This is a genomic window from Faecalispora jeddahensis, from assembly GCF_000577335.1.
In the GTDB taxonomy this organism is placed as follows: Bacteria; Bacillota; Clostridia; order Oscillospirales; family Acutalibacteraceae; genus Faecalispora; species Faecalispora jeddahensis.
Map to the genome: position 1 here is coordinate 88,512 of NZ_CBYL010000001.1, position 23,888 is coordinate 112,399.

Annotated in this window: 20 protein-coding genes; 7 read left to right on the forward strand and 13 right to left on the reverse strand. The window is 52.2% G+C overall.

The genetic code is table 11. The annotated features are described in order from the left end of the window. Nucleotides 1–116: 116 nt before the first annotated feature. From TY09_RS00390 to TY09_RS00400, 3 genes are all read right to left on the reverse strand, one after another. Entirely contained in the window at nt 117–953 is an 837-nt protein-coding gene (locus tag TY09_RS00390; protein WP_042429921.1) for an aldo/keto reductase, read from the reverse strand. Nucleotides 954–1,213: 260 nt separating this feature from the next. After that, the gene (locus TY09_RS00395; RefSeq protein WP_042429924.1) at nt 1,214–4,672 is read right to left on the reverse strand and encodes a pectate lyase-like adhesive domain-containing protein; all 3,459 of its coding nucleotides are present in this window, start codon (nt 4,670–4,672) and stop codon (nt 1,214–1,216) included. 146 nt (nt 4,673–4,818) lie between these two features. After that, nucleotides 4,819–5,031, reverse strand: a complete 213-nt coding sequence (locus TY09_RS00400; RefSeq protein WP_042429929.1) for a hypothetical protein — start codon at nt 5,029–5,031, stop codon at nt 4,819–4,821. A 174-nt stretch (nt 5,032–5,205) separates the two neighbouring features. On the opposite strand from TY09_RS00400, the gene TY09_RS00405 reads away from it, so the two are divergent. Next, nucleotides 5,206–5,412, forward strand: a complete 207-nt coding sequence (locus TY09_RS00405; RefSeq protein WP_009066472.1) for a ribbon-helix-helix domain-containing protein — start codon at nt 5,206–5,208, stop codon at nt 5,410–5,412. A gap of 88 nt (nt 5,413–5,500) precedes the next feature. Further along, nucleotides 5,501–6,691: an MFS transporter gene (locus tag TY09_RS00410; RefSeq protein ID WP_009066283.1), complete on the forward strand. Its 1,191-nt coding sequence runs from the start codon at nt 5,501–5,503 to the stop codon at nt 6,689–6,691. 178 nt (nt 6,692–6,869) lie between these two features. Here TY09_RS00410 and trpA read toward each other — a convergent pair whose 3' ends face one another. The 8 genes from trpA to TY09_RS00450 form a co-directional block, all read right to left on the reverse strand. Next, entirely contained in the window at nt 6,870–7,649 is a 780-nt protein-coding gene (trpA, locus tag TY09_RS00415; protein WP_042429932.1) for a tryptophan synthase subunit alpha, read from the reverse strand. Then, a complete protein-coding gene (trpB, locus tag TY09_RS00420; RefSeq protein ID WP_042429935.1) occupies nt 7,646–8,830 on the reverse strand; it encodes a tryptophan synthase subunit beta in 1,185 nt (394 codons plus the stop codon). Before trpB ends, trpA begins: the two co-directional genes overlap by 4 nt. Nucleotides 8,831–8,853: 23 nt before the next feature. Next, a complete protein-coding gene (locus tag TY09_RS00425; RefSeq protein WP_042429938.1) occupies nt 8,854–9,495 on the reverse strand; it encodes a phosphoribosylanthranilate isomerase in 642 nt (213 codons plus the stop codon). Next, entirely contained in the window at nt 9,492–10,274 is a 783-nt protein-coding gene (gene trpC / locus TY09_RS00430; RefSeq protein WP_042429940.1) for an indole-3-glycerol phosphate synthase TrpC, read from the reverse strand. Before trpC ends, TY09_RS00425 begins: the two co-directional genes overlap by 4 nt. Next, complete coding sequence (gene trpD, locus TY09_RS00435) at nt 10,271–11,296, reverse strand: anthranilate phosphoribosyltransferase (protein ID WP_042429942.1); 1,026 nt, start codon at nt 11,294–11,296, stop codon at nt 10,271–10,273. Before trpD ends, trpC begins: the two co-directional genes overlap by 4 nt. 14 nt (nt 11,297–11,310) lie before the next feature. Then, nucleotides 11,311–11,877 carry an anthranilate synthase component II gene (locus TY09_RS00440; RefSeq protein WP_042429944.1) on the reverse strand — a complete coding sequence of 189 codons (567 nt, stop codon included), beginning with the start codon at nt 11,875–11,877 and terminating at the stop codon, nt 11,311–11,313. Then, nucleotides 11,861–13,348, reverse strand: coding sequence for an anthranilate synthase component I (gene trpE / locus TY09_RS00445; RefSeq protein WP_042429946.1), 1,488 nt, complete (start codon nt 13,346–13,348; stop codon nt 11,861–11,863). Before trpE ends, TY09_RS00440 begins: the two co-directional genes overlap by 17 nt. 570 nt (nt 13,349–13,918) lie before the next feature. Then, nucleotides 13,919–14,257 (reverse strand): winged helix-turn-helix transcriptional regulator, encoded by a 339-nt coding sequence (locus tag TY09_RS00450; RefSeq protein WP_009066267.1) that lies wholly within the window; start codon nt 14,255–14,257, stop codon nt 13,919–13,921. 139 nt (nt 14,258–14,396) lie between these two features. Between TY09_RS00450 and TY09_RS00455 the strand changes: the two genes are divergently transcribed. The 5 genes from TY09_RS00455 to TY09_RS00475 all read left to right on the forward strand — a co-directional run bounded on the left by TY09_RS00455 (nt 14,397) and on the right by TY09_RS00475 (nt 20,906). After that, complete coding sequence (locus TY09_RS00455; protein WP_009066341.1) at nt 14,397–14,789, forward strand: pyridoxamine 5'-phosphate oxidase family protein; 393 nt, start codon at nt 14,397–14,399, stop codon at nt 14,787–14,789. A 310-nt stretch (nt 14,790–15,099) separates the two neighbouring features. Beyond that, nucleotides 15,100–15,549 (forward strand): MarR family winged helix-turn-helix transcriptional regulator, encoded by a 450-nt coding sequence (locus tag TY09_RS00460; protein ID WP_009066274.1) that lies wholly within the window; start codon nt 15,100–15,102, stop codon nt 15,547–15,549. A 6-nt stretch (nt 15,550–15,555) separates the two neighbouring features. Beyond that, the gene (locus TY09_RS00465; protein WP_042429950.1) at nt 15,556–17,307 is read left to right on the forward strand and encodes an ABC transporter ATP-binding protein; all 1,752 of its coding nucleotides are present in this window, start codon (nt 15,556–15,558) and stop codon (nt 17,305–17,307) included. Continuing rightward, nucleotides 17,300–19,237 carry an ABC transporter ATP-binding protein gene (locus TY09_RS00470; RefSeq protein WP_042429953.1) on the forward strand — a complete coding sequence of 646 codons (1,938 nt, stop codon included), beginning with the start codon at nt 17,300–17,302 and terminating at the stop codon, nt 19,235–19,237. Before TY09_RS00465 ends, TY09_RS00470 begins: the two co-directional genes overlap by 8 nt. 565 nt (nt 19,238–19,802) lie before the next feature. Further along, nucleotides 19,803–20,906, forward strand: a complete 1,104-nt coding sequence (locus tag TY09_RS00475) for a uroporphyrinogen decarboxylase/cobalamine-independent methonine synthase family protein (RefSeq protein ID WP_042429956.1) — start codon at nt 19,803–19,805, stop codon at nt 20,904–20,906. 274 nt (nt 20,907–21,180) lie between these two features. On the opposite strand, the gene TY09_RS00480 is transcribed toward TY09_RS00475, so the two are convergent. Beyond that, the gene (locus TY09_RS00480) at nt 21,181–22,239 is read right to left on the reverse strand and encodes a YdcF family protein (RefSeq protein ID WP_052335528.1); all 1,059 of its coding nucleotides are present in this window, start codon (nt 22,237–22,239) and stop codon (nt 21,181–21,183) included. A 131-nt stretch (nt 22,240–22,370) separates the two neighbouring features. Then, a complete protein-coding gene (locus TY09_RS00485) occupies nt 22,371–23,561 on the reverse strand; it encodes a GGDEF domain-containing protein (protein WP_009066373.1) in 1,191 nt (396 codons plus the stop codon). Nucleotides 23,562–23,888: the final 327 nt, after the last annotated feature.

Below are 23,888 nucleotides of genomic sequence, written 5' to 3' on the forward strand. Positions count from 1 at the left end.
TTCTTCACCCCCCCTCTTTTTCTGTACGAATTTATCCTTTTGAGTAAGAAAGAAAACGAAAACGCCGCAGGCAAAAGCATGCCCCTGTGCGGCGTTTTCTATGTTTCCCAGTGAAATCAGAATTCCTCGTAGACGCTGGGGTCCTGATTGGCGGTTCGGCCGTCCGGGCGGCTGAGCGCGCAGATTTTCTGCATCTCCTCCTCAGAAAGGACAAAATCGAACACCTCGAGATTCTCCTTCTGACGGGCAGGGTCGGATGACTTCGGGATCGGCAGCACACCGAGCTGAACGTGCCAGCGCAGGATGATCTGCGAAATGCTCTTGCCGTGCGCTTTCGCGATTTCCCCGATCACCGGGTCCTGCAAAACGCTGTTCGCGCGCCCGAGGGGGCTCCACGACTCATCCACGATGCCGTGGTCCGCATCCCACTTGCGCTGCTCCTCCTGATTGAAATAGGGATGCAGCTCGATCTGATTGATGCTGGGCGTGACTCCTGTTTCCTTAGTCAGTCGCTCCAGATGCTCCGGCAGGAAATTGCACACGCCGATCGAACGGATCATGCCGCGCTTTTTCGCCTCGATCATTGCCTGCCAGGCTTCTACGTACAAGCCCGTTTTCGGGTTCGGCCAATGAATCAGGTAGATGTCGTAATAATCAAGTCCCCCGCGGTAAAGCGATTCCTCAATGGTCAGCAGGGCTTCCCTGTATTTCTGGTGACGACCGGGGAGCTTCGAGGTAACGATCAGCTCGCTTCTCGGCACACAGCTAGTTCTGGCCGCCTCGCCTACAGCACCTTCATTTTCATAGTTAAATGCAGAATCCAGCAAGCGGTAACCGATTTCCACAGCATGCTGAATCGCCTTCACACCCTCTCTTCCGTTGAGCCTGTAAGTACCAAGGCCGATGGGCGGAAGTTTCAGACCGTCGTTCAGGATAAACTCTTTTGCTTTCATAACAGACACCTCCTGAATTGTTTGTCTCCCTTTTGGGAGCCACATCCATTTTTCACATTCAGTATAATAACGAGAAAAGCGTTTGTCAACGAGCAAACATAACAGAAATTGGAAATTGAACGGAAAGAATTTGAAAAGGGGATTCCAACCTCTGCTGAAATTTTACCTTTTCTTTCAAACGCTGCCGTTCTGGTCAAGCAGAAGGCAGGCCCTCCGGGTGTTCGGGAGGGCCTGCCTGAATCAAATGCTTTGAATGGAATTTAGAAATTCATTACGCGGCGGCCGGCCACGCCCTGGGCCTTGCCGCTGCTCTGTACCGTAATTTTAACGGAAGAGTGGGAAACCAGCTTCCCGCTGGAATACACATCAAACGACACATACGTGATTCCGTTTGTCAGGCCGGTCACCTTATAATTGCCGCTCTTTGTATTTTCGATCTTCACGATTCCGCTTCTGGAGGGTGTCACCTTCAAAGTCGCACCCTCCCCTGCCAGTTTTGCTCCGATCTCGTATGCTTTTCCCTTGGGCAGGGTATAGCTGACTGTATCCAGCGTCAAAGAGCCTGGCTTCTTCGGCAGCAGAACGAAATCAGAATTGTGCGTAACCGTAACGGCCGCATACCCCTGCGCATTCACAGTGATCGGCTGAGCGTTGTTCATTGCCTCCAGCCTGCCTGTATTGGGATTCAGGTAATAGAAATACAGCACCTGGCCGGGCTGATAGCCCTGGCTGCTGACATCGACCGTAACGGTGGCCGGAGCCGGCAGCTGACCGTTATTCGCAAAACGCAGCACAATTCCCGCACTGGAGGGGGCAGCACTTTGCGCAGCCGGAACGCTGGAGGTCGGCTGTACCGACAGCGCCAGATTCAGGCTTCTGATTTCCATGGCCTGTGCCAAAGCGGAGCCATTAAAGCTCCACGCATAAGCCGTTCTGCCGGTCTGTGCGTTCTGAATGGTAATTTCCAGATCTTTCCCAGCAACCCGCGCCGCGTTCAGAAGACCCGCATCGGCATTCACAACAACCTGTGCGCTGGCGTTGGTGTTGTTCGCAACAGCGGGAGGAACGGTAATCGTAAGAGAAGCTCTGGTCACTTCTGCATTCTGCAGCTGCTGCGTTACAGCGGCTGTGGGAACGGAAATGCTTACCTGCGCGGGACTCTGCGGTGTGGCCGAAGCAATTGCAGCTGCCGCACTGTCGGGCACCGCTGCGGTAATCTGTGCCGTACCGCCGGTTACCACCGTGCTGCTGGGCTGAGTGGTAACAGTCGTTACTGTGCCGCCGCCCGGGGCAGGGTTCGTGGTTACTGTGCCGGAGGTATCCTGATTACCGGCAGACGGTTTAGAGGAAGAGCCGCCGGAACTGCTGTCGTCATCGTCTCTGGAACTGCTGTTGGATTTCCAGTTTGCTGTGACGGTGACAGAGAGAAATTTCTCCTCTACGTCATCCTTGAGCGTAAAGGTAGTTTTTGCTGCTGACTTATTCACAAAGGTTCCCGCATCACTCGGAGAAACAGTCCATCCAGTAAAGGTATATCCGCTGCGGGTACCGGCATCAATTGCCACATCCTGCTTCAGAAGATAGCTGCCGTGGAAGGTATTCGTACCGTTGATGCTCTTCACGGTAAGATAATAAATTTCCCCTTCAAGATTATCTGCGGAATAATACTGAACCTGCCGCATATTCCCTATTTCAACGGACAAAGGCAGGAACTCAGACTCTTCGTCTTCTTCCAACTCGGGCAGCTTCACCAATTTCGCCGCTTCAGCGATGTCCTTGATGCCGTCTACCCAAATAGCAGGAATGCATTCTACATCCTCCGGATCCGAAATATCGAATACATCATCCGCATAAATTTCGTCTACAAGGCTAGCGTTCAGCTTAGGTTCGCTTGTAAGGCCCTCTCCCTTTGAAACATCGATACCGACGAATCCGTTACCGGAAACATCGATCGTTCCTTCGAGCGTAACCTCGGAGCCATTGACCAAAATACCGCCGTTCGCCCCGGTGGCGGCAACATTTTTAAGGGTTATATCTTTAGTATTATACACATGAATCGCATAAGTGCCGACCCAAGCCGTGGAAGGTTGCAAACCCGCATCCACAGTCAGATTTTTTACAATTACTGGCTGATAAAGAATCAAGCCATCATCTACTGTGCCAGAGGTTTCCTCTAGATCTTCAAAGGTCAGCGTGCATCCGTTGCCATTTATCGCAACTTGTCTGTTTACTTCAAGACTTTTACCCGATGAAATGTCGATGCTATCTGTAAGCAAAATGCTCTTGATCGCTTCATTATCCAGTGCATCGCGAAACTCCTGCTCATTTTTGACTTCTGTCGGAGCAACCGCATTGGATGAATCCAGATAATAGTGAGTCTGCCCCTTATCGCCTTTATCTGGCTCGGAAACCGATACAAAGATATTATCCTTTAGTTCCAGCCATTTACCGGCCTCTTCTTTCGAAATACCGTCTACCCATATTGTGGGTTGTCCATATTTTTCCGAATCATTTCTAACCTCACCGTTTACTGTTAGCTTAAGATCTCCCTCTGGACTCTTTCCCTTTGAAACCTCGACGCCACCAAAGCCGTTTCCGGAAACATCAATCGTTCCTTTCAGTGTAACCGTGGAACTGTTGACATAGATTCCAGCATTGGCGCCGGTTGCTTTTACATCCTGCAAAACCACATTTGACGTGTTCCAAGCATGAATGGCATAAATGCCAGACACGTCGCCCCAATCTTCAGGATGATCTAAGCCCGCGTCCACAGTCAGATTCTGAAATACGGAGCCTTTTGCGTCCGGACCGATAATTACTGCGTCGTTGGCTGTCGATGAAATACTCTCCAACCCGGTAAAGCTCAGCATATTACCTTTGCCATCAATTGTTACCGGACGTGTCAGATAAATATTTCCCTCTGAAATTTCAATATCGTTTGCCAGTGTAATCGTTTTAATACTGTCGTCGTTCAAGGCGTCCTGCAAACCCTGCTCGGTGAATACTTCCCCGGAGGAAACCTTCTCAATGGTGTAAAGATATGCTTGGGTATCTTCTCCATGTGTCACATAATTATTGTTTCCCCAGGATACGTCCGGGTTTTCCGCGTGCGCAGCAACAAGGAATTCAATATCGCTATATCCTTTTTCCAACAGCAAAGCGGTATTCAGTGAAAACCTCCAGGTCCCTTTTTGAGAAACTGCATTATAAAAGATAGTCTTTTTTACCTTCTCCAATGAATTTTTATCTACCGATGTTACTTCCCCATCATCATAACCAAATTTTACTCCTGCAGCTTCATAAAAAGCGATTTCCTGAGGTTTTAAAGAACTAAGCGAAGCTTCGATAGCTTCAGCATCAAAAATAATCGGATCGTTTTTGTCAGCTTCCAGGTCAAACTGCACCGCGGTGCTATAATCGCGTTTATCGTTCCCTGCATTTTCACCATCTTTCCCTAGATAAACATCAAGCTCCAGTTCTGTCAGCTGAGCATCGGTTGCCTGAAAGAAAAAAGAAAACTGCTGTTTGGAACTCTCAGAAATCTTGTCTAACTTTCCTGCCGGGCCGTCCCAGTCCTTTGTAGGTTCTACCTTTGCAAAGACTTCTCCACTGTCTTCCCCTTCCGCCGCATAAACACGAGGGAAGCCCGTCTGGGCGACACCTGCCACCATAGCTGCTGCCAAAAGCACTGACAGCGGCCTGGCCAATTTTTTCTTCATTTAACACACTCCTTGCTTTTATTTTTTCGGCATTGCCGAAGAGTAGCATTTTCATCAAAAATAAAACGTGCAGATTATATCCGTGTTCCTTAGAACACGAACAAAATGATTCATACAAAAGCAAGCTTCTTTTGCAGCAGTTGATTTCACCTTTCGGTGATCTTGTTTTCAGGCATTCTTTCCTGAATCGTCTTTTCCCCTATTTCTTCCATTTGCAAGGTGCTTAATCCACGTACCAGTAAATCGCGAAACATCTCATTTCTTGTTGTCTGGCAGTACCTGTCCCTTTTGAGTTCATTTAATTCCACTTCTACCTCCAGAGGAACAGAAATCGTGTAGCGCTTTCTTTCCACAGCCATATCTACCACCCCCTCTCGCCGGTGGTTCACTGAACCTATAATTCTTTCTCATTATATAGGTTCACTGATTCACTGTCAACTATTGGTGTGGTATCTTCCCAACTTATTCCAGAGAAGTCCAGATATCTTTACAGCTTTGGTTCACTGGTGTATAATCAGCATGAGGTGATCAAAATGGCTACTGACAGGCCGCGGTACTCTGTTTCTGTTGACAATGACCTGTTCAAGCAAATTGAAGATTTTCGCTTTGAGCACCGCTTTCAGACCCGTTCGGAAGCAACTGTAGAGCTCATTCGCCTGGGTCTGGAATCTTTGCGGAAAGAGCGTGAAAAGCAACAAAAAGCAGTTCCTGAGGTATCAGAAACCGACCAATCAAAATAACTCTTATCTTCATCACTTTGCCGCAAGGCAAAGTGATGGCTTTAGGAATTGGTTTTTTCGTATTTCATCAGCAAAAGGGGGTCTTTTATTGCAGCAGAATCACAGCCGCTACATATATTTACTTTCCGCAGGACATTTATTTACCGACATGAACCAGGGGGCGCTTCCTGCGATTCTTCCTTTTTTAATTGCGGCTTACCATTTTAACTATGCGGAGGTCGCAACGCTTGTACTGGCTTCCACCGTGGTTTCGTCTATCATACAGCCGGTATTTGGGAATCTTGCCGACAAAACTCCCCGGCCATGGATGATGGCAATCGGCGTACTGCTGGCCGGCGGAGGAATGGCGGCAGCCGGTTTTCTCTCTGACTTTCGGCTTCTGTTCGTGTCGATTATGATCAGCGGCGTTGGCGTTGCGGCATTCCACCCGGAAGGCGCCCGAATGGCGAATAAGGTCTCCGGCGAAAAAAAGGGAACGGGCGTCAGCATCTTTTCGTTCGGCGGCAACGCAGGATTTGCCGTAGGGCCAATTCTGGCTACGGTGTCGATTTCGCTGTTTGGGCTCAAGGGGACAGCGATCCTTGCGGTTCCCTGTGTTTTGATGGCGATCACGATTCTGTCTCAGATCAAGAAAATGAATCAGGCCCCATCGGAACAGGGCTCTTCGGAAATCATTCCCGAAAAACCGGCCGAGCCGGACAGATGGGTTCCCTTTACTCTGCTCAGTCTGCTGCTGTTTGGCCGTTCCATCGTGTTCTGCGGACTGAACACGTTTCTTCCGCTCTTTTTTATTCAGGTACTGCAGCAGTCCGAATCTATGGGCAGCACTCTGCTGAGTTTCTATTTTATAATCGGAGCCGCCAGCACACTGATTGGCGGCCGGCTGGGCGATCGCTTTGGATTTGTTAAAATTACACGTATCGGCTTCACCCTGCTGCTGCCGGCACTGGCTGCTCTGGCAATGGTTCGTGCTATTACGCCGGCGGTTCTGCTTCTGATTCCGGTTGCATACGCGCTGTATTCCCCCAGCAGCCTGACGGTGGTACTGGGGCAGAAATATCTGCCGAACCGCATGGGCCTGGCCTCGGGAATTACCCTGGGCCTTTCGGTCAGCATCGGCGGAATGGTGGCGCCCTTCTTGGGGCATTTGGCCGACAAATTCGGCCTGATGGCGGCAATTTATGCCATCACTGCGATTTCTATTATACCGGCGGTGATGTCGTACACTTTGTCGAAAGAGGACAAAAAAGAAAAAGTTGCACAGAATTCGCATTCCTAAAAAAGGCTGATTACGGGATCGATCGGTAACGGTCGTTTTCAAAACACATTGCCCGCTGTGGCAAAAAAACATGCCCTGAAACGGCTTTATCCGCCGAATCGGGGCATGCTTTTTTCTCTTGCATTTTCTTTTTATAAAAACCTTGTTTTACAGCAACGCGTTTGGAACGTAAGGCAGTTCAGCCCAAACGGCGAACCGCTTCTTTCATTTGTCTTACATATTCTGCCGCGTGTGGAGCGGCTCCCCTTCCATGTTGCCCTACGATTCTGACAATGGCCGAGCCGACGATCACACCGTCGGAGATCGCTGCCATTTTTTCCGCCTGCTCGGGGGTGGAGATTCCGAAGCCGATCGCGACCGGGGTATCCGTCACCTCGCGAACCAGAGCAGTAATTTCGCCAATCCCAGACGAAAGCTCTGATCGGACTCCCGTAACGCCCAGAGAGGATACGCAGTACAAAAAGCCCTCGGCCTCTTTTGCAATCTGTTTGACTCTGTCGTGGGAGGTGGGTGAAACGAACGAGATGAAATCCATGCCGTACTGTTTGCAGACTGGTTCAAACTCTTCCTTTTCCTCAAACGGCACATCCGGCAGAATCAGGCCGTCCATCCCGATTTCGGAGGCGGTTTTGAGAAAGCGCTCCGTGCCGTAGGAAAACACCACGTTCGCGTAAGTCATGAACACCAGCGGAACCGAAACTGTCTTTCGCACGCGGCGCACCATCTGAAAGATGTCATCCGTAGTTACTCCATTTGACAGCGCGCGCAGGTTTGCCGCCTGAATGATGGGGCCCTCCGCCGTTGGGTCGGAAAAGGGAATCCCCAGCTCGATCACATCCGCGCCCGCTTCGGCGATGGACTGAATCAGCCGCTCTGTCGTTTCCAAATCGGGATCGCCGCAGGTGAGAAACGCCACAAATGCCTTTCCACCCGAAAATGCCTCTTTTAATCTGCTCATTCGCTCAGCTCCTCCCCTCTGTACCGCGCAATGGCCGCGCAATCCTTATCGCCGCGGCCCGAAAGATTCACGACGATGATCTGATCCTTTGCCATCGTCGGCGCAAGCTTCATCGCATACGCGACGGCGTGCGCGCTCTCGATGGCGGGAATCACGCCCTCCGTTCTGGAGAGGTACTCGAATGCCTCCACGGCCTCGTCGTCGGTGATCGCTACATATTCCGCGCGGCCAATGTCGTGCAGGTGCGCGTGTTCCGGCCCAATACCCGGGTAATCGAGCCCGGCGGAAATCGAATATACCGGCGCGATCTGTCCATATTCGTCCTGGCAAAAATATGATTTCATTCCATGGAAAATCCCAAGCTTGCCGGTGGCGATCGTCGCCGCCGTTTCAAAGGATTCCACGCCGCGCCCAGCGGCCTCGCAGCCAATCAGCCGTACGGAGGAATCCCCGATAAAGTGGTAAAACGCGCCGATCGCGTTGGAGCCGCCGCCTACACAGGCCAGAACCGCGTCCGGCAGGCGTCCTTCCTTTTGCAGAATCTGTTCCTTGATCTCTTTGGAAATCACCGCCTGAAAATCGCGCACGATCGTGGGGAACGGGTGCGGGCCCATCACAGAGCCGAGTACATAGTGTGTATCGGCGATCCGGCCCACCCATTCACGCATCGTTTCCGAAACGGCATCCTTGAGTGTTGCCGTGCCGCTCGTGACAGGGTTCACCTTCGCCCCGAGCAGGCGCATTTTGTACACATTCAGCGCCTGGCGCTTCGTGTCCTCTTCACCCATGAAGATTTCGCACTCCATGCCCATCAGCGCGGCTACGGTGGCGGTGGCGACGCCGTGCTGGCCAGCACCTGTTTCGGCGATCACGCGTGTTTTGCCCATTTTTTTCGCCAGAAGCACCTGCCCCAGCACGTTGTTGATCTTGTGCGCGCCCGTGTGATTCAAATCTTCGCGCTTGAGATAAATCTTCGCGCCGCCGAGGCGCTTGGTCATATTCTCTGCAAAGTACAGCAGAGAAGGCCGCCCCGCGTAATTGTTGAATAGCTCTGTCAGCTCCGCGTTAAACTGCGGATCGTCTTTATAATGGTTATAAGCCTGCTCCAGCTCGATAACGGCGGTCATCAGCGTTTCGGGAATATATTGGCCTCCGTGAACTCCGAACCTTCCTTTAGACATTCTGCTCACTCCTTTTCGCCGGATTACTCCGGCCGGTTTTCTGACTGCTCTATATCGATTTTCTCTGCTTCGCGCACCGCAGCGACGGCGGCGAGGATTTTATCGCGGTCTTTCTGCTTCTCCGTTTCCACGCCGGAGCTGATATCCACCGCATACGGTGCAAAGCGGGTAATCGCCTGGGGGATGTTCTGCGGTGTTAATCCCCCTGCCAAAAGGAAGGGGCGGGTCATGCCCGAAATCAGCGACCAATCAAACGTTTCGCCGGTTCCGTAGCCGTTATCCAGCAAAATCAAATCGGCCGTACTTTGCTGTGCCGCCGCCAGATCGTCCGGCGTACGCACGCGAAACGCCTGCCAGACGGACACGCCGGGAATCCGCGCTTTCAGCCGCCCGATATATTCTTCGCTTTCGCCGCCATGCAGTTGGACGATCTGGATCACTCCCTCGCGGCACAGCGATACGATTTGCTCCTGCGAGGCATTCACAAATACTCCGACAGCCGGTATGGATGGATGAATGCTCTTTCTGAGCTGTGCAGCCTGCTGCATTGTTACGTTGCGGTGGCTTTTTTCAAAGAACACAAAGCCCGCGTAATCCGGCATGGCCTCGTTGACGTATTCGGCATCGCATGGGCGGAACAGCCCGCAGATTTTAATCTTCGTCATTGTGCAGCCCTCCGGAATTCCCAGAGCGCCGCACGGCGGTCCGGCGCTTTCATCAACGCTTCGCCCACCAGAACCGCGTCGGCCCCCGACGCTTTCAGCCGGGCAATGTCCGCCGCTACCGTAACGCCGGATTCCGCGACGAACAGGGCACTTGCCGGGATCTTCTCCCGCAGGCGGGCGGCGTTCGAAAAATCAACTGTAAAGTTTTTCAGATTGCGGTTATTCACGCCGATGATTTTTGCGCCGGCCTGTACCGCCGACTCGATTTCCGTTTCGTCGTGTGTCTCTACCAGAGCGGAGAGTCCCAATGTATCACAAATTCCAAGATACCACTCAATGGTTTTCGTATCAAGCAGCGCGCAGATGAGCAACACCGCATCAGCCCCCAGAACCTTTGCTTCGTAAAGCTGGTATTCGTCCACCGTAAAATCCTTACGCAGCATGGGGGTGGAAACCATATTTCGAATGTTGCGGAAAATATCATCCGACCCCAAAAACCACTTTGGCTCCGTCAGGCAGGAGATGCAATCCGCCCCGGCAGCCTCGTACTCCTTTGCGATGGCAAGGTACGGAAACTCCTCTGAAATAATCCCCTTGGAGGGGGAGGCTTTTTTCACCTCGCAGATCAGGGACATCCCATCCGCCTGCAGGGCCTTTGTAAATCTCAAATCGCCTTTGGGCAGTTTCAGTGCCGCTTCACGCAATTCCCCGGGTGAAACGAGCTTCTTGGCGTGTGCCACGCGCTGGGCGGCATAGGCCGCGATTTCATCCAGAATCATGACGCCGCCTCTTCCTTCCGGTTCGATTCCAGAATGAACTCCTGCAGCTTTGCCATCGCCTTGCCGCTGTCGATCAACTCTGCCGCCAAACGGACTCCATCCTCGAGGGAAGCGGCCTTGCCCGCAACATACAGCCCCGCGCCCGCGTTGAGCAGCACCGCATCGCGTTTTGCGCCCTTTGCCCCATTTAAAATATCGAGCGTGATCTGCGCGTTTTCCTGCGGTGTGCCGCCGACCAGCTCAGATTTCTCGCACGGGGTCAGGCCGAAATCCTGCGGGTGAATCACATAAGTGGTGAACTCGTCGCCGTTGAATTCACAGACAGTGGTCGGCGAGGACAGGGAAATTTCATCGAGCTTATCCTGCCCGTAGACCACCATGCCGCGCCGCACGCCCAGATTGTGCAGCACATGGGCCAGCGGCTCCACCATCTCTTCGGAGTACACCCCGAGCACCTGCAGGTTCGCGTGGGCCGGGTTTGTCAGCGGACCGAGAATATTGAAAATCGTGCGGATGCCCAGCTCTTTGCGAACGGGGCCGACGTATTTCATCGAAGAATGATAGGTCTGCGCGAACAAAAAGCAGATACCGACATTTTGCAGCAGCGAAACGCATTGTTCCGGAGAGAGGCTGATGTTCACGCCCAGCGCCTCCAGGCAATCCGCCGCGCCGCTGCGGGAGGACGCCGCGCGGTTGCCATGCTTTGCCACCCGAACCCCGCCCGCCGCGATGACGATGGAGGAGGTGGTAGAAATATTGAACGAGTTCGAGCCGTCCCCGCCGGTGCCGACGATTTCCAGCAGGTCATCCGTATACTCCACGGGCAGCGCGCGTGCACGCATTCCGGCGGCGCAGGCGGTGATCTCCTCAATGGTTTCGCCCTTGGCGGAGAGCGCCGCAAGGAACGCCGCGGTCTGCACCGGCGATGTGCCGCCGCTCATGATTTCATCCATGACGGCCCGGGCCTCGTCGTAGGTCAGGTCTTTTCGGTCGATCAGCTTCGAGGTTGCTTCTTTAATCATGACGAACGCTCCTTTCACAGCGCAAGAAAATTACGGATGATCTGCATGCCGTTTTCGGTCAGGATCGATTCCGGATGGAACTGCACCCCATAAATCGGGAACTCGCGGTGCATCACGGCCATAATTTCTCCGTCGTCGGTTTCGGCGGTAACGGCCAGGCATTCCGGCATCGTATCGTGTATGGCGGCAAGCGAGTGGTAGCGCGCCGCTTTGATCTGTTTTGGAAGCCTCAAAAACAGCGAGCAATCCGTATCGAGTGTAACGACGGACTGTTTGCCGTGCATCAGCTGTTTCGCGTGGGAGACCGTGGCCCCATAGGCCTCACAGATTGCCTGATGCCCCAGGCACACGCCGAGCAGCGGGATCGTCTGCCCCAGCTCTTTCGCGGCCTCGACGCAGATGCCGGCGTCTCCCGGGTAGCCCGGCCCCGGCGAGAGAATGATGTGCGAGGGGGACAGCTCCCTTGCCTGTTCCACCAAAAGTTCGTCGTTTCTCACAACGCGGATGTCGGGGTTGACTGTACCGACAAACTGATACAGGTTATACGAAAAGCTGTCGTAGTTATCAATCAGCAGAATCATGTTTCAGACCTCCCTGTGCGGCCTCCAGTGCGCCGATGACGGCTCTGGCCTTTTGAATGCATTCCCGGTACTCGTTCTCCGGCACGCTGTCGGCCACGATTCCGGCCCCGGAGCGGACAAACACCTTACCCTTCTTTTTGTAGGCGATACGGATCGCGATGCAGGTATCGAGATTCCCGGTAAAATCGATGTAGCCGATGGCCCCGCCGTAGATGCCGCGCTTGTTGTTTTCCAGCTCATTGATGATCTCGCAGGCGCGGATTTTGGGAGCGCCGGAAAGCGTGCCCGCGGGTAGAATCGAATCGATCGCGTCCGCCGCGTCGCGGTCTTTTCGGAGCGTTCCGCACACGGTGGAGCCGATGTGCATCACGTGGGAAAAGCGTTCGATCTGCATGTATTGCTCCACCTGCACACTGCCGAACTCGCTGATTCTGCCGATATCGTTGCGCCCCAAATCGACCAGCATGTTGTGTTCGGCGCATTCCTTTTCGTCCGTAAGAAGCTCCTGTTCCAGCCGTTTGTCTTCCTCGTCCGTTTTGCCGCGCGGGCGGGTACCGGCCAGCGGGAAGGTATGCAGCACGCCGTTCTGCAGGCGCACCAGCGTTTCGGGAGAAGCGCCGGCGATCTCGATGTCGTCGCTCGAAAAATAGAACATATACGGCGAAGGGTTCACTGTGCGCAGAACGCGGTAGGTGTCGAGCAGGCTTCCCTCAAAATCCGCGTCGAGCCGGTTCGAGAGCACCACCTGAAAAATATCCCCCTCGCGGATGTACTCCTTCGCCCGCTCGACCATGGCGCAGTAGGCAGGCTCATCGAACAACGCGCGCACCGGCGAGGTCATCCGCCCGGGGGCCTCCTGCTTCGGCGCACCGTTCAGAAGAAGCTCGCGAAGCTTTTTCAGCTCCATCTCAGCCCGGCGGTATTCTGTTTCCATATGGTCGCACCGCGCGTTCACGATCAGGATGATCTTCTGCCGGAAATGGTCAAATGCGATCACCTTGTCGAACAGCATCAAATCCACATCCTGAAAGCCCTCTTCGTCATTTGCGTCCAGCACAAGGGACGGCTCGGCGTATTTGATGTAATCGTAGGAAAAATACCCGACGAGCCCGCCGGTAAAGGGCGGCAGGTTTTCCATACGCGGGCTGCGGTTATCCGCGAGCACCTGCCGGATGATCTCTTTCGGGTGCTTTGTTTCCATCGTGATGGAGGAACCGGCCCGCAGGGTGAGCATGCCGTCTGTACAGCTCAGCTCCAGCGCGGGGTCAAACCCAAGAAACGTGTACCGGCCCCACACGCGGCTGCTCTCCGCCGATTCGAGCAGGTAGCAGTGGCTGCTGACATTTTTCAGCTTTCGCAGTGCTTCCATGGGGGTGATCCGGTCGGCGTACAGCTCGCAGCTGATTGGGATGATTTTAAAATTGCCCGACTGCGCCAGCCGTTTTGCTTCTGAAAACGCGGGATTTGCCATGTTTCATCATGCCTTTCTGTCAGATTACTTTCTGCCAGAGACGACAAAAAAGCCCGCCCCTGACAATTACTTTGTCAAGGACGAGCTAAAAGGCTCGCGGTGCCACCCTGATTCACGATACAACGACCGTGCTCTTAGCAGGATACTAACATATCCCCGGCAACTAACGTATGCCTTCTCGTCGCAGAATACTCGGGTTGCCCCTTTGACTGCGCCCTCAGCGGTCCATTTGATGACTTGTTTTCTGCCTGATTCTCAGCATCGCAGGCTCTCTGTAAGAACATGATCACCGTTATCTCCGCATCAACGGTTTGGTTATCAAATTTTTACTTAAAGTAACACAAAAATACAACCCTGTCAATAGTCTGTTTCACAAAAGAGAAGTGAGAACTCTTTTGAATACAATATTCAAAACCCCGCTTTTTGTTCCATGGGCAGTTTTTCTGTAACGCATTGACCAATCCAGAAAAAAATCTTCGATTGATTCTCTGCATCTTTCACAAAGTAAAAGAAAATCAAAAAAACGCGAAAATAACACCCAAAGATAGTTCGCAGAGTTTGGAAATACTGTTACTGAAGCTCTTTTTCTTTGATGCAGGCGATATACTCTTTCCCCCACACACCCACAGCGTCCAGAACCGGCTCAAAATCCCGGCCGAGCTGGCTGAGCGAATACTCTACCTTCGGCGGAATCTGATTGTACACCGTGCGCTCAATCAGGCCGTTTTCCAGCATCATGTGCAGCTGCTTTGTCAGCGTGGCCTGCGTCAGGCGCGGCAGTGCCCGCTGCAGCTCGTTAAAGCGCATCGTTTTCATGCTCAAATGATATAAAATCAACAGCGTCCATTTCCCCGTCAGCAGCTTTTGCACTGTCACATAAGGGCAGATGCCGAACAAATCCTGATCCATTTTATCAAAGCTCCCTTTTAGTATCTAAAAAGATACTTACGATACAAAATGATCGTACTTGAATTCTGTTTTGTACTATGTTTCAATGGTAGCAGGAAATAAACCATAAGTCAATCAAAAGAAAACGGAGGCATGACTCATGCAGGAAGTATGCGAATTTTTGAAACAATGCAGCACCTATTATCTGGCTACCACTGACGGCGATCAGCCGCGCGTGCGCCCCTTTGGCACGGCGGAGATTTTTGAGGGCAAGCTGTACATCCAAACCGGCAAGGTAAAAAACGTGTACCGCCAGATGAAAGAGAATCCCAAAATTGAAATCAGCGGCATGGCGGGCGGAAACTGGATTCGCCTTACAGCGACCGCGGTAGAAGATGACCGCGTACAGGCAAGGCAGCACATGCTGGACGCATACCCCTCTCTGAAAAAAATGTACAGTGCCGATGACGGCAACACGGTTGTTTTCTACCTGGAAAATGCCACCGCCACCATTTGCTCCTTTACCGAAGAGCCGAAAGTGATTCAGTTCTAAGCATCATTTCGATGTTCCAATAAAAAACGGCGGGCCAAATTGGCCTGCTGTTTTTTATTGGAACAATTCGGTAATCCTAGAAAGTAGCCTGATTTTCCTGTGCAAAATCATCATCTCCCTGCAGACCCGATTTTGCTTGTATCAGCCTGCTGAATTCTTCTGCGTTTCAGTATTATTTCGACAAATTAGAATTCATTTTGGGGCGTATGTTTTATCACTTTTTCTCTTGACTCATGATTTGATTTTGAATATAATGTTGTACACACAACAGTTTTATATCAAACAATTTACTTTGGAAAGGATATGCCCCATGAATAAAATGAGGGTCGGCCGGGAGCTTCGCTCTCTGAACAATATGATCCGGCGTTATTTTGAATTTTCATCTCACCGGAAGGAGATTGAAACCGTTACCGGCAATAACGGCTGGATCATCAGTTTTGTCGCCGACCGAGCCGGCCAAGACATCTACCAGAAAGACATTGAGGACTATTTCACCATTACCCGTTCCACCGCTTCCCGGGTGCTGAGCCTGATGGAGCAAAAGGGGCTGATCGAGCGGCAGGCCGTTGCGCAGGACGCACGCCTGAAAAAAATTGTGCTGACCCCAAAGGCGCTGGAAATCCGGGGACTGATGCTGGAGGATGCCAAAAAAATGGAGTATACCCTCATCCAGGGCTTTACGGAGGAGGAAATCAAAACGCTGCTTTCTTATTTGGAACGCATGAAAACCAACATAACCAATCTGCAGGAGGAGCAATAACAATCCATGATCAAAACACTTCTGTCCAGTGTGCGGGAATATAAAAAGGAAACGATTCTCGCACCGATATACGTTACTTTGGAATCCATCCTCGAAATTGTGATTCCAACCATCATGGCATTTCTGATTGATAACGGAATCAATCAAAAGGACATGTCCTACGTGCTCAAGATGGGTCTTGTTCTCATCCTGGCCGCGGCGCTTTCGCTGGTTACGGGCATTCTGGCCGGACGCAGCGCGGCTGTCGCCTCGGCAGGCTTTGCCAGAAATCTGCGCCACGACATGTTTTACAATGTACAAAACTTTTCGTTTTCCAATATCGATAAGTTTTCGACCGCGAGCATCATCACCCGCCTGACCACCGACGTGACCAACGTGCAGAACGCATACCAGATGCTGGTGCGTCTTGCCGTGCGCGCACCCATGATGATCGTGTTCGCGCTCATGTTTTCGTTCCGGATCGACGCGCAGCTGTCGCTGATCTTCCTTGCGACTATCCCGGTGCTCGGTTTGGGCATGTTCGTGATTATGTCGCGCGTTCACCCGATCTTTGTGCGGGTGTTCCGCACCTATGACCGGCTGAATAACATCGTGCAGGAAAACCTGCACGGCATTCGTGTGGTCAAATCCTATATCCGCGAGGATTTTGAAGAGAAGAAGTTTGCCGACGTTTCTCAAACGATTTTCAATGACTTTACAAAAGCGGAAAAACGTCTGGCCTTTACCATGCCGCTGATGCAGTTGTGTCTTTACGCCAGCATGCTGCTGCTCTCGTGGTTTGGCGCAAGAGAGATCATTGCCAGCGGAAACAATGCGGCGATCGGCCTTTCCACCGGCGAGCTGGCCAGTCTGATTACCTATGCCATGCAGATTCTGATGAGCCTGATGATGCTCTCGATGGTATTCGTCATGATCATCATCTCCCGCGCGTCCGCCGAAAGAATTGTAGAGGTGATGACCGAAGAAAGCGACCTGAAAAACTCGGAGAACCCGGTTTATTCCGTGCCGAACGGCTCCATTACCTTTGAGGACGTCACCTTCTCTTATGCACGGCAAACCGACAAACCGGTACTCGACGATATCACATTTTCCATCGCGTCGGGCCAGACCGTCGGCATCATCGGTGGAACGGGCTCGTCCAAATCGAGCCTGGTGCAGCTGATTCCCCGCCTGTATGACCCGATGGGCGGCGTTGTAACCGTCGGCGGAGTCAATGTAAAGGATTACGACCTGGAAGCACTGCGCAACGAGGTAGCCATGGTGCTGCAAAAGAACGTGCTGTTCTCCGGCACGATCAAAGAGAACCTTCGCTGGGGCAATGAAAACGCCACAGACGAGGAAATGATCCATGCCTGTCAGCTTGCGCAGGCCGACGGCTTCATCCGCGAGTTCCCGGACGGGTACGACACGTATATTGAGCAGGGCGGCACGAACGTTTCCGGCGGTCAGCGCCAGCGTTTGTGTATTGCACGCGCATTGCTCAAGCAACCGAAAATTCTGATTCTGGATGACTCTACCAGCGCTGTCGATACCAAAACCGACAGCCTGATTCGTCAGGCGTTCCGGGAGAACATCCCGAACACCACCAAAATCATCATCGCGCAGCGCGTTTCCTCCGTACAGGACGCGGATAAGATCATCGTGCTGGACGACGGCCGCATCAACGCGATCGGCACGCACGAGCAGCTGCTCGAAACCTGCGCGATTTACCGCGAGGTTTATGAATCTCAGAACAAGGGGGGAACCCTTCATGAATAACCAATCCGCCGCTGCCAAAACCGGCAGAAAGCCGGCCGGGCACCCGCCGATGCAGCGCTTTAAGCCCGGCACCATCAAGCGTCTGCTCTCTTACATGTCGGAATACCGGTTTCGCCTGATTCTCGTCGGCATCTGCATTCTGATCAGCGCCGCCGCCAGTGCGGCCTCTGCGCTGTTTTTGCAGACTTTGATCGATCAATATATTGTTCCGCTGCTGGGGCAGGTCAACCCGGACTTTTCCGGCCTGTTCCGCGCGGTTCTCTCCATCGGCTGCGTGTATCTGATCGGCATCTGTTCCACCCTGTTCTATAACTGGGTGATGGTCATCGTGGAGCAGGGCACACTGAAAAAAATCCGCGACAGTATGTTTACCCACATGCAGAGCCTGCCGATCCGCTATTTTGACACCCACCCCTACGGCGATGTTATGAGCCGCTACACAAACGACACCGACACGCTGCGTCAGGCGATTTCACAGAGCTTTCCGCAGATGCTTTCTTCTGTCGTTTCCGTTGCCGCGGCGTTTTTCTCCATGCTGTACCTCAGCGTGGGTCTGACCGCGTTTGTCGCCGTATTCGCCGTGCTCCTGCTCAAGGTCATCAAAACCCTGGTCGGGCGCAGCGGTACGTTCTTTGTCAAGCAGCAGCAGGCGCTGGGCAATGTAAACGGCTACATTGAAGAAATGATCAACGGGCAGAAGGTCATCAAGGTATTCTGCCACGAGGACAAAACAAAAGAAGATTTTGACCTTAGAAACGACGAGCTGCGCTACTGCGCAACCGAAGCGAACAAATACGGAAACATCACGATGCCCGTTGTCGGCAACATGGGCTACATGCTCTATGTATTGCTGGCGGTGATCGGCGGCGCGGCGGGAATCGCCGGTCTGCCGAACCTGAGCTTGGCCGGGGTCAATGTGCTGACGATCGGTACCATCGTTTCGTTCCTGACCCTTTCCCGCAGCTTTATCAACCCCATCGGCCAGATTTCGATGCAGTTCAACATGGTCATCATGGCGCTGGCCGGCGCCTCCCGTATTTTTGAGCTGATGGATGAAGAAAGCGAGCAGGACAACGGGTACGTTACGCTCGTGAACGCCTGCGTAACTGACGGAGAGGTGACCGAATGCAGCGAGCGCACCGAAATGTGGGCCTGGAAGTATCCGCACAGCGACGGCAGCATCACCTACACTCCCCTGAACGGCGATATCCGCTTTTACGACGTGGATTTTGAATACGAAGAGGGCAAGCCGGTACTGCACAACATCACGCTATATGCGGAGCCCGGCCAGAAGGTGGCGTTCGTTGGAGCGACCGGCGCCGGTAAAACGACGATCACCAACCTGATCAACCGCTTTTACGATATTGCCGACGGGAAGATCCGGTACGACGGCATCAATATCAACAAGATCAAAAAAGCAGACCTGCGCCGTTCGCTCGGCATTGTTCTGCAGGACGTCAACCTGTTTACCGGCACCGTGATGGAGAATATTCGTTACGGCAAGCTCGATGCGACGGATGAGGAATGCATCGCGGCCGCGAAGCTCGCGAACGCGGACGGCTTTATCCGGATGCTGCCGAAGGGCTACCAGACCGTGCTGGAAAGCGACGGCAGCGGTCTTTCGCAGGGGCAGCGGCAGTTGATTTCCATCGCGCGCGCCGCGGTGGCCGATCCGCCCGTGATGATTCTGGACGAAGCGACCTCCTCCATCGACACCCGAACCGAGGCCATTGTGCAAAAGGGTATGGATGCCCTGATGAAGGGGCGCACGGTGTTCGTCATTGCCCACCGTCTGTCCACCGTTCAGAACGCCGATGTGATCATGGTGCTGGAGCACGGCCGCATCATTGAGCGCGGCAGCCATGATCAGCTGATTGCCGAACGCGGCAAATATTATCAGCTTTACACCGGTGCATTCGAGCTGGAATAAAGCACACATAGAAAAAAAACCGGGGCCGCTTCCCTTAGAAGCGGCCCCGGTTTTTGCATATCGCGTTATAAGAATATATTATTGTTCGGAGGAGCTGAAGCAGTGGCTCAGTCTGTGCTTTTTCCGGCAGCAGCTGGCGCTGCGCAGGTTGTTTTCCATCCCTGACAGAAACCGGCCCATTGATGATCTATTCCCTGCCGTCTCCCGTCCAGTGACGGAATCCGGTTCGGGAGCGATTCGGGGGACGCTCTTTCCAATGATTCCAGGGACATCTTCGGCTCCAACGAAATACTGCGGGATTACGATGAGGGGAAAAGAAGTCTTACAGCCTCTTTCTCCCTTGCGGCGGCAGGGGTGCTGCACTTTCGCCGCTCGTTCCTATAAAGCATAAAACTATATCTATCCATATCTTATTTGTATTACCGTGAAATCATCTCTCTATGATATAATGAATAACAATAAAAGCTACGTTGAGAAAGCGATTGGAAGCTCCCGGTCGCGGGTAAGCCGCTCCGGCAGTTTCTCTTTTATCATGACCCAAGAAGATCAAATACAGGGGGTACTTATGTTAAACATCAAATACGATATCGTGGGTTCTTTTTTAAGACCTGCGCAGATTAAAACGGCAAGATCCCAATTTGCGAGCGGAGAAATCTCTTTGGCAGATTTGCGAAAGGTTGAGGATACGGCGATTGCGGAGCTGGTTGCCAAAGAAGTTGCCCATGGCCTGAAATTTGTAACCGACGGCGAATACCGGCGCAGGTGGTGGCACCTGGACTGGCTCAAGGAGTTCGAGGGCTTTACCACCCAGCACTTGGAAAAAGAGCGCAACGGCGTTATCAATCACATTGAATTGGGCTATATTAACGGAAAGATTTCTTATAATGCGGAACGCGCTCACGCAGAGATTGAAGCCTTCGACTTCCTGGCTCAGGAAGCAAAGAAGTACCCGGGCGTCACAGCAAAAAAATGCATTTCCGGCCCCAACATGATCCTCGTCGATAATTACCTGCAGATGGGCATCAAAGAAGTTCCATACTACGGCAGCAACATCGATGCGCTCATTGAGGACATTGCCCTCGCCTATCAGTGCGCCATTCAGGATCTATATGCGCATGGCTGCAGATATCTGCAAATCGACGATACCTCCTGGACCTATATGATTGATGAAAACTTCTTAAAGAAAGTGTCTTCTCTGGGGTATGAAAAGGCGGAGGTTCTGGAGTGGTTCAAGCGCGTGTCTACAAAAGCTCTTGAGGGAAAGCCCGCCGACATGATCATTGCCAATCACTTCTGTAAAGGCAATTTTAAAGGGCATCCGCTCTTTAATGGTTTTTACGATTCCGTGGCGCCGATTATCAGTCAGATTCCTTATGACGGCTTTTTCGTCGAGTATGACGACGAGCGTTCCGGCTCCTTTGCCCCCTGGTCGGTGTTGAAGGGAACTGGCGCCACCTTTGTAGCGGGTCTGATTTCCACAAAGAATCCCGTTTTGGAAAGCTACGATGACATCAAAAGAAGATATTTAGAGGCAAAGGCCGTTGTGGGCGACAATATCGCTTTATCCCCACAGTGCGGATTTGCTTCTGTTGAGGAAGGCAATTGTATCGACGAGGAAACGCAGTGGAAAAAGATAGACCTGCTCGTTTCCTGCAAGGATTTCTTATAATTTTCTGAAACGCATGATCGATTTTTCAGCGATACATTCGAGCTGGAACAAACCAAAAGTGCAGTAACAAACGCGGGGTCTCTTCCTTTCGGAAAGACCCCGCGTTTTTTTTGACGCATCCCTCAAAGCGTATGTACGGCATTTTCTATATCACAGCGGCAGAAATGCGTTCAGGGGAAGCTTCATCTCTCCCAGCAAAAAAGGAAGGCAGATGCCTTCCTAATCTTTTTGTTCTAAAGTCTTAAAACAGAATTTTTGTTGTTCTTCCATACGGTTACAGGTGCCGCAGATACCAGCTCAGCAGATAGCCTGCACCGAGCGCAAAAAAAGAAACACCCAGAACAGTAACATATGTTTTGCGCCAGAATACCAGATAAGCGATCCATTCCCGGATAAAGGCATTGAGCGCAAAATATAGCTTCGTGCGTGAGCCGCGCCCATCGCAGGGAATCCCCAGGTGCTTGGCCAAAAGCAGCGCGCGGAACACGTGGTAGCGGTTTGTGACCACCAGCAGGTTCCCCGTATCCCCCTGTGCGTCCTTCTGAATCAGCTGATCAGAAAACTGCAGGTTCTCTCTGGTGTTTACAGACTGGTCTTCCACCAGAATATCCTCTTCCGGAATGCCTTTCTCCATAGCATAGCGCTTCATCGCCTCTCCCTCCGGGAGAGCTTCGTCGCTTCCCTTTCCTCCGGAAAATACCAGCCGGCTGCCGGGATTCTGACGGTATGCCTCTATCCCCTTTTGGATCCGGCCTGCCAGAAGCGGCGTTACCTCGGTGCCGTTCATCAATCCGCAGCCCAGCACGATGATATACCGGTATGTTTTCCGGCGGTTTCGGAGCAAATTCAAAAAGCTGCTGATCGTATACAGCGCAAAAATCGAAAGGGTGACAAAGAATACAAACGAAAGATAGGCGTACAGAAAGTTCCAAAAATCATCCTTTCGAATATCGCTCAGCATGGGCCAACCCACCAGGTATGCAATGTAGCACACCCCAAATCCAAGCGAAAGCAGATGAGAAAGAGAAAAGCCCTCCCTGCGGATCAGCTGAATGCCGGAAATCAGCAGAGTGGTGATCAGCGCAAACGGGAACAGCAAAATTGCCGCCAAAAACGCAACCCCGCCGATGACAAGAATTCCCCATGCAAACGGCTGGTTCTCCAGCATCAGTAAAATGACGGCGCACAGCCCCAATACCGGCAGCAATGCCGCCAGAAAGGAAATCCCCAGCCAAAGGCTTCTCTTTTCCTTTCGGTACTGCCACAAAAACCACGCCGTTCCCGCAGCGGCAGCCAGCAAAATCGGGAGCAGAAGAATCAGTCTGGTATCCATAAAAGTCTCCTTGTCCAGCGGTCCACATCGTACCACCGCTCTAACCTAAAATCACGGCGGCCAAAACGGTCCGCCGCGACAGCAAAAGTCCAAATAATATAGTATTCCCCGTCGGTTTTCTATTTCACCGGTCATTCAAAAAAGCGGCCGGAATGATCGCTGCTCTGCTCGTATACATGAATGGAATCACGCTTCTTTTTTGCCTCATACAGTGCATAATCCGCATTGAGAAACAGGCGCACCGCATCCATATGAAGAGAATAGGGCGCCAAGCCAAAGCTGGCCGTCAGCTTTAATTCCGGATGACCGGGAAAGGGCATCTGATCAAGCATTGCCTGTATCTTTTTGCAGGTGTTTACCGCTTCCGTCATACTGACGTCGCAGAACAAGAGGCAGAATTCATCCCCGCCGTAGCGAAACGGCGTGGAGGGCCCGCAGTTTTCCCGAAGCACCTCTGCAAAGCTGACCAGAACATTATCGCCGACACGGTGCCCCCAGCAGTCGTTGATCTGCTTGAAATGGTCAATATCCACCACAGCCAGAATATAGACCTTTTCCTCCGTGCTGTCCTCCATGTCCTTAAACGCATTGTGCAGCGCCTTGCGGTTAAAAATCCCCGTCATATCATCGGTGCGCACGCTCTCCCAAAGCTGGTAACGCTCCACCGAATTCTGGATGCTGATCTGGTTCCGTTCCTTTTCAAAACGAATCGTCACCATGCACACGGCGGAAAACGCCAGCAGAACGAAAAGAGCGGTCAAAACATTGCCCATCCGTGAGGAGTCTGAAAGAGCATTGACCTTATCCGGGTCCCATTCCGTAAAGAATTCGGAAAACACAAAGCAACCTATTCCCACGACCGCCGTGACCACGGTTACGCGGTAACGGGCATAAATGATGGTCAGCATAATGGCGCCCGCAAAGGTGTAGTACATTGCCGGGAAGACACAGTGCACCGTATACAGAACAAACGAAATCGCAACATACGTCAGCGACACCGTATAGATTTTCTTGATCTGTGAAATTTTCTCTGACCTTACCACCACTGTCTCCAGTACAATGAAGGCAAGGTTCGCCGCACTGGGCAAAACGACATACTTGTAGACATAGCGCTGCACAGAAATCGAAATCAGGTCGTAATGGAACAAGATCACACCCGCCGCACACTCACAAAGCATTGCGAACACCACAAGCGCAAAGGAAATTTGATAGTGCAGCAAAAGCCAGTCATGGTCCACCTTCGAGTATTCTTTTTTGATTTCTTCTATATTCGATCTATCCTGCTTCTCTTCCTGCCCATATGGCAAAAAACGTGTCCCCACTTTGTTCCCTCCCGGCCAGGCCCTGAAAACCGCACGCTCTCATCTGAACATGCGTTTCAGCAGCCTGTGCTGCGTTTTTGGAAGGCTGTTTTCTGATCCGGCTGCCGCCTGATGGCGCTGTGCACCACTGTCTTTCATACCGCGAATCACCTTCACCGGTCTAAGGTCAGATTCAAAGCCTGCTCTGCACTTTGCAGCAGCAAATGATGCAAATTCTTCCTTTGGAAAGAGAAATAAAACCGATTCTTATTATATCCATTATTTTCCAAATTTTCAACAGAAAATCGATTGTTAATCTTCATTTATTCCAGAAATTTCCAGAAAATA